The 17,094-nt window shown below is 35.4% G+C and carries 12 protein-coding genes; 1 reads left to right on the top strand and 11 read right to left on the bottom strand.

The genetic code is table 11. The features are described from left to right. Positions 1-30: 30 nt before the first annotated feature. From QYS48_RS04345 to QYS48_RS04295, 11 genes are all read right to left on the bottom strand, one after another. Positions 31-2,532 carry a glycoside hydrolase family 3 N-terminal domain-containing protein gene (locus QYS48_RS04345; RefSeq protein ID WP_308357670.1) on the bottom strand — a complete coding sequence of 834 codons (2,502 nt, stop codon included), beginning with the start codon at positions 2,530-2,532 and terminating at the stop codon, positions 31-33. Between the two features lie 269 nt (positions 2,533-2,801). Further along, positions 2,802-3,500: an energy transducer TonB gene (locus tag QYS48_RS04340; protein ID WP_308357669.1), complete on the bottom strand. Its 699-nt coding sequence runs from the start codon at positions 3,498-3,500 to the stop codon at positions 2,802-2,804. 522 nt (positions 3,501-4,022) lie between these two features. After that, complete coding sequence (locus QYS48_RS04335; protein WP_308357668.1) at positions 4,023-5,558, bottom strand: TlpA family protein disulfide reductase; 1,536 nt, start codon at positions 5,556-5,558, stop codon at positions 4,023-4,025. 140 nt (positions 5,559-5,698) lie between these two features. Next, entirely contained in the window at positions 5,699-7,261 is a 1,563-nt protein-coding gene (gene rny / locus QYS48_RS04330) for a ribonuclease Y (RefSeq protein ID WP_308357667.1), read from the bottom strand. Positions 7,262-7,311: 50 nt separating this feature from the next. Then, positions 7,312-7,596 carry a cell division protein ZapA gene (locus QYS48_RS04325; RefSeq protein ID WP_308357666.1) on the bottom strand — a complete coding sequence of 95 codons (285 nt, stop codon included), beginning with the start codon at positions 7,594-7,596 and terminating at the stop codon, positions 7,312-7,314. 16 nt (positions 7,597-7,612) lie between these two features. Then, positions 7,613-7,909: a hypothetical protein gene (locus QYS48_RS04320; protein WP_308357665.1), complete on the bottom strand. Its 297-nt coding sequence runs from the start codon at positions 7,907-7,909 to the stop codon at positions 7,613-7,615. A gap of 1 nt (position 7,910) precedes the next feature. After that, a complete protein-coding gene (gene pheT / locus QYS48_RS04315) occupies positions 7,911-10,328 on the bottom strand; it encodes a phenylalanine--tRNA ligase subunit beta (protein ID WP_308357664.1) in 2,418 nt (805 codons plus the stop codon). A 110-nt stretch (positions 10,329-10,438) separates the two neighbouring features. After that, the gene (locus QYS48_RS04310; protein ID WP_308357663.1) at positions 10,439-11,053 is read right to left on the bottom strand and encodes a DUF1684 domain-containing protein; all 615 of its coding nucleotides are present in this window, start codon (positions 11,051-11,053) and stop codon (positions 10,439-10,441) included. 20 nt (positions 11,054-11,073) lie between these two features. Beyond that, positions 11,074-12,390, bottom strand: coding sequence for an RIP metalloprotease RseP (gene rseP, locus QYS48_RS04305; RefSeq protein ID WP_308357662.1), 1,317 nt, complete (start codon positions 12,388-12,390; stop codon positions 11,074-11,076). Continuing rightward, positions 12,390-13,547, bottom strand: a complete 1,158-nt coding sequence (locus QYS48_RS04300) for a 1-deoxy-D-xylulose-5-phosphate reductoisomerase (RefSeq protein ID WP_302127749.1) — start codon at positions 13,545-13,547, stop codon at positions 12,390-12,392. Before QYS48_RS04300 ends, rseP begins: the two co-directional genes overlap by 1 nt. Positions 13,548-13,568: 21 nt before the next feature. Continuing rightward, positions 13,569-15,065: a GH3 auxin-responsive promoter family protein gene (locus QYS48_RS04295; RefSeq protein WP_308357661.1), complete on the bottom strand. Its 1,497-nt coding sequence runs from the start codon at positions 15,063-15,065 to the stop codon at positions 13,569-13,571. Positions 15,066-15,281: 216 nt separating this feature from the next. Between QYS48_RS04295 and lepA the strand changes: the two genes are divergently transcribed. Beyond that, a complete protein-coding gene (lepA, locus tag QYS48_RS04290; RefSeq protein WP_308357660.1) occupies positions 15,282-17,066 on the top strand; it encodes a translation elongation factor 4 in 1,785 nt (594 codons plus the stop codon). Positions 17,067-17,094 lie beyond the last annotated feature (28 nt).

Here is a 17,094-nt window from a genome sequence, read left to right as displayed (position 1 = left end):
GCAGCCTCCAACTCTTAGGCGGAATAAAATTTACTTACCGTCACAGCCAGGCTTTGCATCAAGATCAGATTCTAAGCGAATGTTGCTAAGCCCAATGTCAATACCTTCTTCAGCTGTAATCATGAAAGCAGAGCTTATTTTAGTCATGTCGACACCAAGATTTTCAAAGCAACTTAGGCTTATTCGATATTCTTGCCAATCTCCAGCTTCAATATTAATCTCCAGAGTTTTATCACAAGAATTATTTGAATCACACATAGCAATTTGAACAAGAGCTTTGCCCTCAGTAAATGATTTTGCAGAAAAAGTAAGCTCCATTGCACCATTTGCTTGTCGAGCCATATCACTTGGCTGAGCAGTAGATATTCGGATTTGCTCTTGGCTAGAATTTGTCCATTTTATTTTTAAAGCATCTTCTTGCGCCATATGGTCAGTTTTGCTAATAATCAAGCCGCCAAAAGACGTAGGGAAACTGGCGATTTGCTTAGCTAAATCTCCTGATTTAAACCAAAGCCCCCAAGGCGCAACTGCAATACCTTTGCTGAAAAATTCTCCTGTTGATTTTACTTCAGTATTTTCTAAGCCTGAGTCTTCTGAAAGTTGATCAATAACCTTTGTAGTATTATAAGTAAGACCATAGCCTAATTTGAATAAAGGTTCAGCATCTTCTGTTACTACAGCGCTTGAAGGCCAAGAAAAAGGTAAACGGCCAGTAAAATCAAAGGATGAATCTCTTTGAAATAACAAGTCTGAAACACCACCACCTTCGCTTCCTGGCAACCATGCTGCAATAAAAGCATCTGATTGATTTATTTCAGGATTACACCAAAGAGGACGGCCTGATAAAAACACAGATACAACAGGCATATCTTTGCTTTGAAATTCAGCCAATTTACTAACATCAAAATTATTTGGCACAAAGTCCAGATTTTCTTTATCACCTTGAAATTCGGCATATGGATCTTCTCCATAAATAGCGATTACAAGATCGGCATCAATAGTTGTATCTCCACTTTCTGAAAAAATCACCTTGCCTCCGGCACCATTAACTGCTTCTTTAATACCATCTAATATGGATTCACCATTGGGGAACTCATCATTAGTATGACCTGTGCCTTGCCACGATAATGTCCAGCCACCAGATGCTTTTGAAATACTTTCTGCACCATCACCTATTACCAAAATGGTTTTTGTAGGATCAATGGGCAAAGTGCTATTATTATTTTTAAGTAAAACCATTGATTCTCTAACCGCCTGGCGTGCAATAGCTCTGTTTTGGGGAAGTCCTAAAAGACTTTCATCCCCTGCATTCTTTCGAGTGCTAGGTGCGCCTTTCGTAAATATACCTGAGGCAATTTTTACTCTTAGAATTCTACGTACCGCATCATCTAAACGAGACATAGGTATTGTTCCCTCCTTAACGTGTTTTAAGGTGCTTTCGTAAACACCTTTCCAACTGTCGGGAGCCATATACATATCCAGACCTGCATTCAGAGATTGTGCACAATCGGTATTGTTACATCCGGGCACCTGGCCATGACCATTCCAGTCGCCCACTACGAAACCATTAAAACCAAGTCGTCCTTTTAAAATATCGGTTAAAAATTCTTTGTCACCATGTAGTTTTCTTCCCTGCCAGCTTGAGAAAGAAGCCATTACCGTTTGTACACCTGCCGGTATAGCACTATAATAACCTGCAGCATGAACGTTGATGAGCTCTTTTTCACTGATTTGGGCATCCCCTTGATCTACTCCTTTTTCTGTAGCACCGTCAGCCAAAAAGTGTTTCGCACTGGAAATGACGCGGCCTTCTCCCATAAAATCATCTTGACCAATGTGACCTTGTAATCCATAAACGATTCGGTCTGCATAAGACTTTACGATTTCCGGATTTTCAGAAAATCCTTCATAACTTCTACCCCAGCGAAGGTCTTGAGGTACTGCTAAAGTTGGAGCAAAGGTCCAATCATGGCCGGATACAGTAAGTTCTTGAGCAGTAATGGCAGCAATTTTCTCTATTAGGTCAGGATTATTCATAGCACCAAGTCCTACATTGTGAGGAAATACGATAGCTCCTTTGAGATTAGCATGCCCATGCACTGCATCTATTCCCCATATAGTAGGGATTGCAATTTCAACACCTTCTGGATCAATGGAGGCATAATAATATTTGTCTGCCATTTCTAGCCAACTTTTTGTATCTGCATAAGGTAATGGGCCAGGAGCAGAATTGCCCCCACTAAGTACAGAGCCCAGTCGATATTGCTTTACTTCTTCTGGGGTGACGGATCCATTGTCGGCCTGAATTACTTGACCTACTTTTTGTTCCAGTGTCAGTTTTGGTAATATTGAATCTATTTGCGCTTCAATTTCTGGATCCAATGGTATAGGTGTGATGCTCGGCCAATCTTGGGGATTCACGAGATTTCCAGAATTTTCCGTAGCAGTAGTGTTTTCCTGTTGAGAACAGCTTGAAATTAGGATGATTAAGGTAAATAATAAAGATACAGAATTAAATATTGGTCTGTTCATAGGTGTTTTACAATTGATTATAATAGTAGGGGAAGTTAAGTTATTTTTTCAAGGTATTTATATTAATATAGTTCATTTCTTGATATAACTCTTAAACTAATGAAGTAGATTATTAATTGACTTTAAGATGAAATAAATATTATTGACTATCTATTTTATTCCAATGTAGATGGAGAAATACTATTGATTAGATAAGAAGAGAAAGGTATTAAAAAAAAGAGTTTGATATTTTACCAAACTCTTTTAAACTGTCTGAATTTAGATTTCACTTAAGAATCTTTCAGCATAAATCTAATAGGTATTACTTTTCTTGATCTGACAGGGACTCCTCTTTGTTTACCAGGTTTCCATTTAGGTGAATTCTCGAGTACATGAACCGCTAATTCATCACAGCCACCTCCTATACCTTTTACAGCTTCAACTTGGGTGATGGTCCCATTTTTTTCGATTACGAATTGAATGTAAACAACCCCTTGTATCCCCATTCTTACAGCTGTAGGAGGATAATGATCCGCTAATTCTCCTGCCACATAATTGTAGAATGATTTAATACCGCCTTCGGGTTCAGCCTCTTCTTCAACAATCATGAATATTTTATCAACTTCCTCTTCTTCTTCATCGTTTCCAAAATCGTCACTAAATTCTACTTCCTGAATTTTAGTTTCTTGATTCATTTCTATATCAATATTCAGTTCTATATCCTCCAACAATATTTCCTCATTAGCCACTTCTATAATTTCAGGCAACTGAATTTTAGGTGGTGGTGGAGGAGGTTGTGTAGTAGGAGGTATATCGATCACCTCATGTGTTAATTCTGTTACGTTTCCTAAGTCAACTATACCTTCATTATCATATGTTTTAAACTGAAATACGACAAATACGGCAGATATAGAAACGACTAGTCCCAAATTGAAAAATACATTTTTCAATCGGTATATATCATATTTTGGATTTTTCTTGAGTTCCATGATTTCTACCTTTTAAAGTTCAACAACATCTACTTCTGATGACTATTTTCTATACTTAAATTACGATTATTAAATCATTATGTATAGTTAAGTATCAGATATTAAGCACTTTAGTTTAATTATCATGGTTTTTCATGACCTAAGTCATGAAAATAGGGTAGGTATTATTAATCTTTATGAAATTTTGTGATTAGAATTTATTATTCGTTTAACTAAAAAGGTAAAATGATGATTTAATTTGTGATTAAATTAAATCATCTTGTGTCGTTAGATATTGCGCTCCATCTTCTATTACTGCTACCATTTCTTCAACAGAAATGTTTTTTTCTCAACCTTCAATATTTCATGCTTAGAATCCATCATAATCAAATGCCGTTCTTTCTTTTTAAGGTTATTTAGCTGCTTTTGGCAGTAATAAATTTATCCATGTTTTTATGGATTGATAGCTATGTCTTCAGATCCCTAAAATATAAGTAAGGAAAGAAGGATCTTTTAATTGTTATAATATTTGAAGAAGTAGTATTAAATTAAATCTGTATTTGATATTTGTTTGAGGAATTCAACAGTTTTTTCGTTGCTGGGCCTAAATTGCACATTGCGCATTAATTCACCATTATTTTTAATAATCATATAGGTAGGGTAGCCAGATACCTCATATTTTTCTTTTAAAACTCTTAATTGATCATTTTCTAAGAAATAATGCTCTCCGTCCAAGTTGAAATGCTTGGTAGCAGTTTTCCAAGCTTCTTTATCTGATTCAGCGCAGACATACACAAAGACAACCTCTTCATTTTTCAGTTGATCTTTTAATTCATTAGAATATTTGAATTCAGATCTACAGGGGCCACACCAGGTAGCCCAAATGTCTATATAAACCGTTTTATTTTTAAATTTTTTGGATATAGAAGCAATTACATCATCTTCCTCAAATTCATTTAGCCGTGAAAAATTAACTGGGTTTTCGGATTCGTTTTTTAGCTTTTTATATTTTGTATTTACTGGTTCTTTCAAGAAAGTCAATTGTAAATTATCATCAATTTGCTTTTGATTATTTTCATATACAGTAAACTGGAAAGCATCTAGTTTGGAATGTAGAAATTCTGAAAGCAATACTTGTTTCCAAAATTCGTCTGGGGCATTGTCAGTTATTTCCTCTACATAAAGCTTAGAAAATATTTCATCATTAAGCTTTGTGCTGTCCTTTGTCTTTTTCAACTTGTCAATTTCTTTAAATACTGATTGACCAACTCTATTAAAAAGATACTTATTCGACATTCCAGAAATAGCATGTGCACTGGACATATTATTTTGATTGATTTTTGGCAGAGAATCCCAAAAGGAATAGAAGTCGTCATCAAGTTCAACTTCTCTCATTTTTATTCCCTTAGCATTAGCATGTTTCATTGGATAAAAGGCTAGGTTATGAAAGTAAGTTTCCAATATCCTCAGTTTCGCCCAATTAAGTGCAGGGTCGCTCTCATCTGTTTTCGGGAACACTTTCTTTAGCTGAGTTAGATTTTCCCTATGCAGACTGTCTACAAAAAGCCGATATTCTTTTGAGTTTAATTTCTTATAAGCTTCCTCATTTTCATGAAATAAAGTTGAATAATTTTTACTGGAGAAATATTCTTTTTGATAGTTTATTACACCCACATTAATATCGGAATGTTTGCTATACACTTTCACAGTTTCTAGTATGGCAGGTCTGCCTGACTTTGTTCCATCCCACCTGATATTCAAGCTATCACCTGGGAAAGCTACTAAGGAAAAATTGGAATTGTAGCTCACCCAAAAATCAGTGGGTATCGCAGTTTTAAAGCTTAATTCAAAGTAGCCCTGCTCGTCAATGTCAGTGACCATTGCTTCTTGCTCTGCACCAATACGATCTACCGCGAACTTTAAAGAAGTCTTGCCTTCCTCAAAGGGGAATATCCTTCCTGTAATTACAACATCTTTTTTTTCTTTAAAAGTAAGTTCATTTTGGTCTGCACTTTTGTTTTCACAGGATAGAATAAACAGTATGAGAATAGGAAAGAGAACTGGTAGTAGCTTTTTCATCTTTAAAAATAGGTTTTGATAGTTTTTACATCTGGAAATTATGAGATAATTTAACTATTCAAAGTGAATGATCCTGACAAAAAACGAAAAAAGCCCTTCTCATGTCTGAAAAGGGCTCTAAGTTAAAAGTTGATATCTTATTATTTAGCATATGAAACAGATCTCATTTCTCTAATTACAGTAACTTTAATCTGACCAGGGTACTGCATGTCTTTCTCAATTTTTTGTGAGATATCAAATGAAAGCTGACCTGCTTTTTGATCTGATACATTTTCAGCATCTACCATCACACGTAATTCACGACCGGCCTGAATCGCATAACATTTATTAACTCCATCAAAGTTTAAAGCAAGCTCTTCAAGCTCTTTCAATCTTTTGATGTAACTATCCATGATTTCTCTTCTAGCGCCTGGTCTTGCGCCTGAAATAGCGTCACAAGCCTGTACGATAGGAGAGATTAGGGAAGTCATTTCAATTTCATCGTGGTGAGCACCAATTGCATTTAATACATCTGGGTGTTCTTTAAATTTCTTCGCGAACTCCATCCCTAAGATAGCATGTGGTTGCTCTGGCTCTTCTGGCCAAACTTTTCCTATATCGTGCAACAGACCAGCTCGTTTTGCTAGCTTCGGATTTAAACCAAGTTCAGAAGCCATAGTAGCACACATATTTGCTACCTCTCTTGAGTGTTGCAATAAGTTTTGTCCATAAGAAGATCTGAATCTTAATCTCCCCACCATTTTAATTAATTCAGGATGTAAGCCGTGGATTCCTAAATCTATCACAGTTCTTTCTCCGATCTCAACGATCTCCTCATCTATGTTTTTGGTAGTCTTATTTACGATCTCCTCAATTCTAGCTGGGTGGATTCTTCCATCTTGAACCAATCTATGTAATGATAATCTAGCAATCTCTCTTCTTACAGGATCGAAACCTGATATGATAATGGCTTCAGGAGTATCGTCTACAATGATTTCTACTCCGGTAGCAGCTTCAAGTGCTCGAATATTTCTACCCTCTCTACCAATGATTTTACCTTTAATATCATCACTTTCAATATTGAAGATCGATACACAGTTTTCTACTGCATGCTCAGTAGCGGTTCTTTGAATGGTAGAGATTACAATTTTCTTAGCTTCTTTGGTAGCTGAAAGTTTAGCCTCTTCCATTATATCTTTGATTAAAGAAGATGCTTTTGTTTCAGCTTCATCTTTAAGCGTTTCTATTAATTGCTCTCTGGCTTCGTCTGCAGTTAAATTAGCAGCCTTTTCTAGTATATTAATTTGCTGCTCTCTTACTTTTTCTAATTCCTCTTTTCTTTTGGCAATTACATCAAGTTGAGCATTAAGATTTTCCTGAAGTTTCTGAGTTTCATGCTCTTTTCTTTTAAACTGCTCAATTTCTTTTGATAAGTTTTGCTCTCTTTGTTTTAGCTTATTTTCGTTTGAAGCAAGTTGTCCTTTACGTTGACTTACTTCATCTTCAAAGTCAGATTTCTTTTTCAAGAAATGCTCTTTTGCCTCGAGCATCTTATCCTTTTTGGTGTTTTCGGCATTTATATTTGCCTCTCTAATGATCAAAGCGGCTTTATCTTGCGCTTCTTTCTCTAATTTACTGAGTAGACTTTTTTGGGCTATTTTGCTGAGCAAAAAGCCTAGAAGTAGTCCTACTACTCCAGAAATGATTATGTATATGGTTCCCATTTTACTTTATATTTAATGGGAAGTTGTGACTCTAGTCTGAAAGGAAGGGTTTAGATTGCCTGATTGATTAAATGTTCAATAGATTTAATTTTATTTAAAATGGATTCGTCATTGCTGTTCAAATTATCTTCAATGCCAAATCTATCTACAATGGCATCAAAAGCTACCATTGAAAGCAAGTCTTGCTTGTCATCAATACCAAATTTCTCTCTATATGATTTTAATCTTTCATTAATTAATTTCCCGGCTCTTCTCACTCTTTCTTCCTCTTCTGCTTTCACTGTCATAGGATATTCCCTGTCAGCTATCTTAATTTTGATTGAAAGTTCTCTCATATAAACCGGTTATAATCTATCTTGTTAAGTGCAAAATACACTTATCAATCTCTTTAATGTAATCGTCAATTTTTCCCTTCATCTCAGAAGCTTCTGCTTCACTCTTCCCGATACTTCCTACAATTTTACTAATTTTATCTTGATTTTGAAAGTCGTTAATTTTCTCGTCTTTTTGCTTTAAAACAGCCTTTAACTCCTCATTTTCTGCTTTTAAACTCTTCAATTCATTCTTTACGTTTTGATATTCACTCAAAAGCAATTGAACTTTCCTTTCTAAGGCATTTAATTCGTTATGTGTAGCTGCTTGACTCATTTTATTTTCTGATTACGGCTCCGATTTCTTTTTCGAAAGCTTTCATCAGCTTGTCCATTGTTTTATCTATAATTTTATCCGTCAATGTTTTTGTTTTGTCTTGTAAAGTGAATGAAAGCGCATAAGCTTTTTTTCCTTTTTCTATTTTATCACCTTGATAGACATCAAAAACATCTATATTACTGATTAAGTACTGCGCTTGTTTCAAGCTTATCTTTTTAATTTCATCATAAGAGATGTTTTCATCAATTACCAAAGATAAATCTCTTTTTACCTCAGGAAATTTACTTACTGCTTCAAACTGGATATTCGTATTTACTAATTTCAATAACGCATCCCAGTTAATATTAGCATAGAAAACTTCTTGCTTCAATCCGCTCAATTTCAAGGCCTTTTTACTGATTTTACCTAGTTCAGCGACTGTTTTTCGGTTGATTTTCAACTTCAAGCCATAGTCGAAGCAATCATCATGAAATTCTTCATTTTCAATACTTTCCGCATTAAATTTATTGAAAATTTTTAGAACAGCCGAATACAGATCGTGAAATTTTACAGATTCATTTTTCCGGATCCAGTTTTCTGCTTCGTTTTTCCCTGTTAGATAAATCCCAAGGCGCATTTCTTCCTTATATTTGGCATTTATTTTTTTATAAATTTTTCCAAATTCATAAAATTTAAGATCGGTTTGCCTTCTATTGATGTTGTAAGCTAAAACATCTAGGGCTGTAAACATCAAATCTTGACGCATTACACCTAAATCTTCACTTAGCTTATTTAGGATTTCAACATTTTCCTCCTGATTAAAGCCGTCTAAAGTTTCGCTAAATTTCGACTTCGTTAAGGAGTTGGTCATTATTTCCTGAAACCCATTTGCGGTTAATAACAGACCGGCTTCTTTTCTCATTTTAACTGGATCAACTTCAGGAAAGCTGGCCATATAACTACTAGAAAGTGTTTCAGGTAAGTCAATATTATTAAATCCATAAATACGGATAATTTCTTCAATTACATCCGCTTCTCTCGTTACATCTACTCTATAAGGAGGGACAATGGCAGTAAATCCTTCTTCAGTTTTGCTTTCTGTTTCAATATCCAATCTGGTAAGAATGGTATGGATTTCATCCTTTTTTAATTTCTTACCGATTAAGCGGTCGATATTTTTATATTTCATCGCTATTTGGCGATCTGCTATTTCGGTAGGATAAACATCTTGGATTTCGCTACTGATTTTTCCTCCTGCTACTTCCTGAATTAATAGAGCAGCACGTTTCAATGCATAAACTGTTATATTAGGGTCAGTTCCTCTTTCATAGCGAAATGAAGCATCTGTTTTTAGCTGTTGAGTTTGAGATGTTTTTCTCACACTGTCAGCTGAGAAGTAGGCAGATTCAAGAAACACTTTAGTTGTGTCATCCTTAACTCCAGAATCTATTCCTCCAAATACTCCTGCTATGCAAAGAGGGTTAGAATCACCATCACATATCATCAAGTCCTTTTCTGATAGTTTTCTCTCCTTCTCATCCAGGGTGATGAATTTGGTTCCCTCAGCTAGGTTCTTAACCTTTATGGTGTTTCCTTTTATTTTATCAGCATTGAATGCATGAAGTGGTTGGCCCAATTCATGCATAACGAAGTTAGTTACATCTACTACATTGTTGATCGGCTGGAGACCTATACTTTTCAAAGCATTTTGTAACCATTCCGGACTTGGAGCCACTTCCACGCCTGAAATGCTAACCCCACTATATCGAGGGCAAGCTTCTTTATTTTCTATTTCAACCTTAATTTCTAGGTCTTGATTTTCAACTTCAAAATCTAATATGGATGGAAAATGGACTTCCTCTCCGGTAACCGCTTTGATGTCTCGGGCAGCACCGATATGTCCCATTGCATCAGCACGATTTGGAGTTAATCCGATTTCATACACTATATCTGATTCAATATTGAAATATTCAGCTGCTGGTGTACCGTTTGCTTTGTCGGTATCTAACACCATAATGCCATCATGGCTAGTACCCATTCCTATTTCATCTTCAGCACAGATCATTCCCATGCTTACTTCACCTCTAATCTTAGATTTTTTGATTTTAAAAGGCTCGTCAGGCTTTGGGTATAAAGTAGAATTCACGGTAGCGACCACTACTTTTTGTCCTGCTGCTACATTTGGTGCACCGCAAACAATTTGAACGGCTTCTGCTTCTCCGATATCAACAGTAGTAATGCTTAATTTATCTGCATTAGGATGTTTTATACATGTTTTTACTTCGCCAATAACAAGTCCTTTCAAACCTCCTGGAACAGTTTCAATTTCTTCCATTCCTTCTACTTCCAAACCTGTATTGGTTAAGGTTTCTGAAAGTTCCTCAGGTGATTGGGTAATATTTATATATTTCTTTAACCAGTTTAAAGCTATCTTCATTTCTAAAAGTTTATCTTCCGAATTGCTAATATGGGAAGTTTAAAATCCCGTTTCTAATTTCCAAAAACAAAATTAAAGAAATGATTGATAAGGAGAATGATTAATTACGCTTATTCGTAATTTTTCTCACCTGCATTAATTGGAATAGAGATATTGTTCTCAGTAGGAGGTACAGGACAGGTGTATCCTGTAGTATAAGCACAGTAAGGGTTGTAGGCTTTGTTGAAGTCTAATATTACACTGTTTTGCCCTTTTTTGTAACTGATTTCTAAATATCTGCCCGCACCATAAGTCGTAATTGATGAAGTCTCATCATAGAAAGCTAAGAAATAAAGTCCATCGTCTGCTGATTGTAATAGCGTTAAATCTTGATGAGATCCTAATAAGTCAAAATGAAGAATAGCTACAGCCTGAAAAGTTTTAAGCCGATCATCACTAGTTCTTAAGTCATAAACTTTACCATTTTCTAAGGCTTCAACAGACGCTTTAACTTTATAACTCTCATCAATATCAAAATAATTTAAGCCTTTATATTCTATAGCTTGTTCAACAAAGGGTGATTTTTCATTATTTCTCATGAAGCTATCTTTATCATGGCGGTATGATTTAAGTTCTTCAAAATAATTGCTTTCAATTGGCTGTTCGCCATTATCCATTAAACTAAAAACAGCAATCAAAATGACTGCTGCTATTACTATGTAGGTTAAAACTTTTGTGGGCTTCATATGATAGTATTCTAAATGAATTAGAAGATAACTTTCCAGATGTCATTAAATATAGCAAATGCCATTAAAGATAGGAGTAAAACCATTCCTACTTTTTGCGCATTTTCTAAGAATTTATCTGAAGGTTTTCTACCTGATACAATTTCATAGCTTAAAAACATCACATGTCCGCCATCTAATGCTGGGATTGGAAGAAAGTTCATAAAAGCTAATACCATAGATAATAATCCAGTGATGCTCCAGAATTTTTGCCAGATCCATTCACCTCCAAAAATTTGAGCAATACCGATTGGACCTGAAAGTGAATCAGAAGCAGAAACTTCGCCTCTAAAAATTTTACCGAAGCCTTTAATGTTCAACCAAATAACATTGAATGCTTTTTTAGTACCCTCAGGAATAGATTCAGCAAAACTAAATTCTTCATGTTCTAATTCTACTTCCATTTTAGGTCTGAAACCTAACATGCCTTTATCATCAACTAAAGCAATTAATTGCTCGGGTTTTTCATTCCTTCTTACAGTAAGGTTGATCTTCTCACCTTTATTCTCTTCTAAAATTTCTCTGAAGAATTGGAAGTATTTAACTTCATTACCATTTACTGCAATGATTTTATCGCCTGGCAATAGCCCAGCCATATCAGCATTGCTTTGTGGTTGTATATTATCAACCTCAAACTCATATAATGGTGCAATAAATGGTACTCTCTGATTATCCTCTGATATTCTTCCTATAAGATCATTCGGGATAGGAATAACTTTTTCTTCTCCATCTCTTAGAATAGTATAATAACTATCTGATTCTAGCAAAACATCTGAGCTAGTTAGATCACTTACTCTTTCGTAATCTTTACCATTTACATTGATGATGATATCACCAGTTTGTAAGCCAATTTCTTTTGCAGGTTCGTAAGCGTAAATACCGTTCTCAGTTATATTCTCTTTCGATTCGTAAGTTTCACCATAACCGTATTGAAGGAAAACGAAAATTACAATACCTGTAATGACGTTCACAATTATACCTCCCATCATCACGATAAGTCTTTGCCAGGCTGGCTTAGCTCTAAATTCATAAGGTTCAGGTTCCTGACTTAAGTTTTTGGTATCCAAAGACTCGTCTATCATTCCTGATATCTTAACAAAACCGCCCAAAGGAATAGCGCTAAGTGCGTACTCGGTTTCACCGTATTTAAAACTAAAAATTTTCGGAGGAAAGCCAATTGAAAATTGTTCGACCCTCATACCAAATGCTTTGGCCGCCAATAAGTGACCAAACTCGTGCAATCCTACTAAAATAGATAAGCCCAATATTAATTGGGCGATCATAATAATTGTTTCCATTAATTTATAAACTCTAAAGCTTTAATTCTAGTTTCTTTATCTGTATTTATGTAATCATCTAAACTTGGTGTTTTAACAAAATCCACTTTATCTAAACACTTTTCGATTACTTCCGACATCCCTAAGAAAGATATTTTATCCTCAAGGAAGGCCGAAACTACTACTTCGTTCGCTGCATTCAAAATACAGGCTGCATTTCCTTCACGGCCAAGGGCATGGAAAGCTAAAGCTAAATTACGGAATGTATCACTGTCGGGTTGTTCAAATGTGAGCTGCGGATAATCCATAAAATTAAATCGTGGAAAATCAGCCTTCAAACGGTCGGGGTAACTTAAAGCGAACATGATTGGAACTCGCATATCAGGTAAGCCCATTTGAGCTTTGATTGAACTGTCCTCAAACTGAACCATACTATGAATAATAGATTGAGGATGAACTACTACATCAACCTGATCTTCTCTTAAATTAAATAGCCATTTTGCTTCAATTACCTCAAGACCTTTGTTCATTAAACTAGCGGAATCAATGGTGATCTTAGCTCCCATATCCCAGTTAGGATGTTTTAATGCTTGCTCTTTCTTTACTGATTCCAGGAATTTACGGCTTCTACCTCTAAATGGGCCTCCTGAAGCGGTTAAGATTATTTTTTCAATAGGATTATGAAACTCACCTACTAAGCATTGGAAGATAGCCGAATGCTCAGAGTCAACGGGGTAAATATTAACTCCTTTTTCTTGTGCTAAGGAAGTAATTAATTCTCCAGCCACCACCAAAGTCTCTTTATTGGCTAAAGCAATGTGTTTTCCCGCTTCAATTGCTTTTATGGTAGGAAGTAAACCTGCATAGCCAACCAATGCCGTAAGCACTACATCAATAGTGTCCATTTGCACTACGCTAGCCAAGGATTTTTCACCTGAATAAACTTTTATACCCAGTGGGTCTAAAATATTGAAAATCTTATCGTAGAAAGCATCGTTGCCTATTACTACAGCATTGGGTCTGAATTCAATAGACTGTTGAATTAATAAGTCAACATTATTCTGAGCGGTTAATACTTCTACTTGAAAATTTTCTGGATGTGTTTTAATAACCTCTAAGGCTTGAGTTCCGATTGAACCGGTTGAGCCTAATATGGCTATTGATTTTTTATCTGACATATATCAATAAAATGATTTTATTTAATGTGTATATTGTTCCATAGCATCTGCTATTTTTCGATCGTTTGATAATCTAGGTACTTTATTTTGGCCTCCTAATTTACCTTGCGATTTCATATAATTTATAAAGGATGACTTTTTAAGTGTTTTGATTTTTAACGGTCTTAAAATGCTTCCTGAAATTAAATCATCATAATAACTATTCAATTTCCTAAGATTGTCATCTAATTCCTTGGCGAATACATCTAAATCTATTGGAGGATTATCAAATTCTACATACCATTCATGCAATGGCAAACCTTCATTTGGTGTAACTTGAGGAGCTACTGTAAATTCAGTGATTTTAACACCCTCATATTTACTCACTACAGCTTTCATTGCTTTTTCAACTTCTTCCCCAATTACATGTTCGCCAAAAGCAGAAATAAAATGTTTTATTCTACCTGAAACAACCACTCGGTATGGATTGGTAGATACAAACTTAACTGTATCACCTATTGAATATCCCCATAGTCCTGCGTTACTATTAATGATTAATGCGTAATTTTTATCCAATTCTACTTGATCAATCATCAAACGAGTTGGATTTTCATCAAAGTATTCTTCAGCTGGTATAAACTCAAAAAATATCCCGCTGTTTAATAAAAGTAATAGACCATTCTCTTTTTGGGAATCCTGATAGGCAATGAATCCTTCCGATGCAGGATAGGTTTCTATTGAATCTACTTTCTTACCAATGCTTTCATAGAGCTTGTTTTTGTAAGGTTCAAAATTAACACCACCATAAACAAACATCTCAAAATTTGGAAAGATGTCTTTTATAGGTTTGTTAACTCTGGCTTGAATTTTATCGAAATACATTTGTACCCAAGGTGGAATCCCTGAAATTAGACTCATATCTTGATCAATTGTCTCATCTATGATTCGCTCTAATTTCTCTTCCCATTCCTCAATGCAGTTGGTTTCATATGAGGGCATTTGGTTGGTTCTCAAATATCCCGGTACGTGATGATTTACTATTCCGGAAAGTCTGCCCGTATTGATCCCTGCTTTTTGAGTTAAAGTGGGAGCCCCTGAAAGAAAGATTAGTTTTCCGTCTAAAAATTGAGATTTCCCAGTTTCGTGAACATAATTCAGTAATGCGTTTTTTGCGCTATTAATATGGTTCGGAATGGAGTCTTTAGTAATAGGTATATATTTCGTTCCAGAAGTAGTACCGCTGGTTTTAGCAAAGTAAGCGGGTTTCCCTGGCCATAATACATCTGAATGACCTTCAAGAATTTTATCAACATAAGGTTTTAAACCTTCGTAATCTCGGATAGGAACTTGCTTTTTGAAGTCTTCATAATTCTGAATGTTTTCAAAACCATGGTCTTTTCCAAAAGATGTGTTTTTAGCCTTTTGTATAATTTCCTTAAAAATCTTCAGCTGAGACATAGCTGGCTGTTGTGCCCATTTCTGTTGTTGGTTCACAACCAAAGCGGCTAACGGCTTACTGAGTACTGCTCTTATTCCCATGAAGCCAAAATTAAGAAAATAATGTTGAACCCTTTTTGATTCTTTATGCTTTTGTATAATGAATTCAAAAGAATGCTGAATAAAAACACAGTGTAAAGCTCTAAATACTAGGCTTTTTGACTATTGTAAGATGTTGAGATTAATTCTATATAAAATAGAAAGTTCTCATTATTATATCTCAGCCTTATTACGTACTTTTGCACTTCGATTATGAAGATGAAGAACATTAGAAACTTTTGCATTATTGCGCACATTGATCATGGTAAAAGTACCTTGGCGGATAGACTGTTGGATGCTACTCAAACAGTGAATGAGCGTGAAAAGATGGAACAGCTATTGGATAATATGGATTTGGAGCGTGAAAGAGGTATCACGATTAAATCCCATGCTATCCAAATGGAATATAAATTAGATGGTGAAGAATATACCTATAATTTAATTGACACTCCAGGTCATGTGGATTTCTCATATGAGGTATCACGATCTATTGCGGCTTGTGAAGGCGCTTTATTAATTGTAGATGCTGCCCAAGGAATTCAAGCACAAACTATATCCAACCTTTATTTAGCAATTGAGCATGATTTAGAAATCATTCCAGTTTTAAATAAAATCGATTTACCAGGAGCAATGCCTGAGGAGGTTTCAGATCAAATTATTGACCTTATTGGATGCAATAAAGAAGATATTTTACATGCCAGTGCAAAAGAGGGGATAGGAATAACAGAGATATTAGAAGCAATCGCTCATAGAATACCAGCGCCAGTTGGAGATAAAGATGCTCCACTTCAAGCGATGGTTTTTGATTCTGTATTTAATCCTTACAGAGGTATAGAAGTATATTTCCGAGTATTTAACGGTGAAATTAATAAAGGCGATCAAATTAAATTCATCAATACTGGTAAAACTTATGAAGCTGATGAGATCGGTATTCTGAAATTAACACAACAGCCTAAAGATACTATCAGTACTGGGAATGTTGGCTATTTAATAAGTGGTATTAAAGTAGCGAAAGAAGTTAAAGTGGGGGATACCATAACGCATGTTGAAAACCCTGGTCAGCCGGTTCAAGGTTTCGAAAATGTGAAGCCAATGGTTTATGCAGGTATTTATCCTGTTGATACTTCAGATTTTGAAGAACTTCGTGCTTCAATGGAGAAGCTTCAATTAAATGATGCCTCTTTAGTATGGGAACCGGAAACATCAGCTGCCCTTGGATTCGGATTTAGATGTGGATTCCTTGGAATGCTACATATGGAAATTGTACAAGAGCGTTTAGAGCGTGAATTCGATATGACGGTGATTACTACCGTTCCTTCCGTACAATTTCATGCCTACAAAAAAGATGGAGAGATGGTGAAAGTAAGTGCGCCATCAGAATTGCCTGATTTAGGAAGTATTGATCACCTAGAGGAGCCATACATACGAGCTCAAATTATTACTAAGGAAGATTTTGTAGGTCCTGTAATTTCTCTTTGTATGGATAAAAGGGGAGAAATTAAAAATCAAGTTTACCTTACTCAAAGCAGAGTGGAATTAACCTTCCACCTACCTTTAGCCGAGATTGTATTTGATTTCTTCGATAAATTAAAGACCATTTCTAAAGGGTATGCTTCACTTGATTATGAATTAGTGGGTTATCATACTAGTAATCTAGTGAAACTTGACATTCTGTTGAATGGAGATAAGGTAGATGCATTATCTGCCATAGTTCATAGAGATAAAGCTTACGAATGGGGTAAGAAGTTATGCGAGAAATTGAAAGAATTGATTCCTAGGCAACAGTTTGAAATTGCTGTTCAAGCAGCAATTGGTACTAAAGTAATTGCTAGGGAATCAGTTAAAGCTTTACGTAAAAACGTATTGGCAAAATGTTATGGTGGAGATATATCTCGAAAGAGAAAACTCTTAGAAAAACAGAAGAAAGGTAAGAAAAGAATGCGTCAGGTGGGTAATGTAGAAATCCCACAGGAAGCTTTCATGGCCGTTCTCAAGCTAGATTAAATTCGAAGCAAAATCATTATTTATTATT

The organism is Marivirga arenosa, from assembly GCF_030503895.2.
Lineage (GTDB): Bacteria > Bacteroidota > Bacteroidia > Cytophagales > Cyclobacteriaceae > Marivirga > Marivirga arenosa.
This window is presented reverse-complemented; position numbering and strand designations above follow the sequence as displayed.

Coding starts and splice junctions, on each gene's coding strand:
- QYS48_RS04345 (WP_308357670.1), bottom strand. CDS start 2,532: ATGAACAGACCAATATTTAATTCTGTATCTTTATTATTTACCTTAATC.
- rny (WP_308357667.1), bottom strand. CDS start 7,261: ATGGGAACCATATACATAATCATTTCTGGAGTAGTAGGACTACTTCTA.
- lepA (WP_308357660.1), top strand. CDS start 15,282: ATGAAGAACATTAGAAACTTTTGCATTATTGCGCACATTGATCATGGT.
- rseP (WP_308357662.1), bottom strand. CDS start 12,390: ATGGAAACAATTATTATGATCGCCCAATTAATATTGGGCTTATCTATT.
- QYS48_RS04310 (WP_308357663.1), bottom strand. CDS start 11,053: ATGAAGCCCACAAAAGTTTTAACCTACATAGTAATAGCAGCAGTCATT.
- QYS48_RS04340 (WP_308357669.1), bottom strand. CDS start 3,500: ATGGAACTCAAGAAAAATCCAAAATATGATATATACCGATTGAAAAAT.
- QYS48_RS04325 (WP_308357666.1), bottom strand. CDS start 7,596: ATGAGAGAACTTTCAATCAAAATTAAGATAGCTGACAGGGAATATCCT.
- QYS48_RS04320 (WP_308357665.1), bottom strand. CDS start 7,909: ATGAGTCAAGCAGCTACACATAACGAATTAAATGCCTTAGAAAGGAAA.
- QYS48_RS04295 (WP_308357661.1), bottom strand. CDS start 15,065: ATGGGAATAAGAGCAGTACTCAGTAAGCCGTTAGCCGCTTTGGTTGTG.
- QYS48_RS04300 (WP_302127749.1), bottom strand. CDS start 13,547: ATGTCAGATAAAAAATCAATAGCCATATTAGGCTCAACCGGTTCAATC.
- QYS48_RS04335 (WP_308357668.1), bottom strand. CDS start 5,558: ATGAAAAAGCTACTACCAGTTCTCTTTCCTATTCTCATACTGTTTATT.
- pheT (WP_308357664.1), bottom strand. CDS start 10,328: ATGAAGATAGCTTTAAACTGGTTAAAGAAATATATAAATATTACCCAA.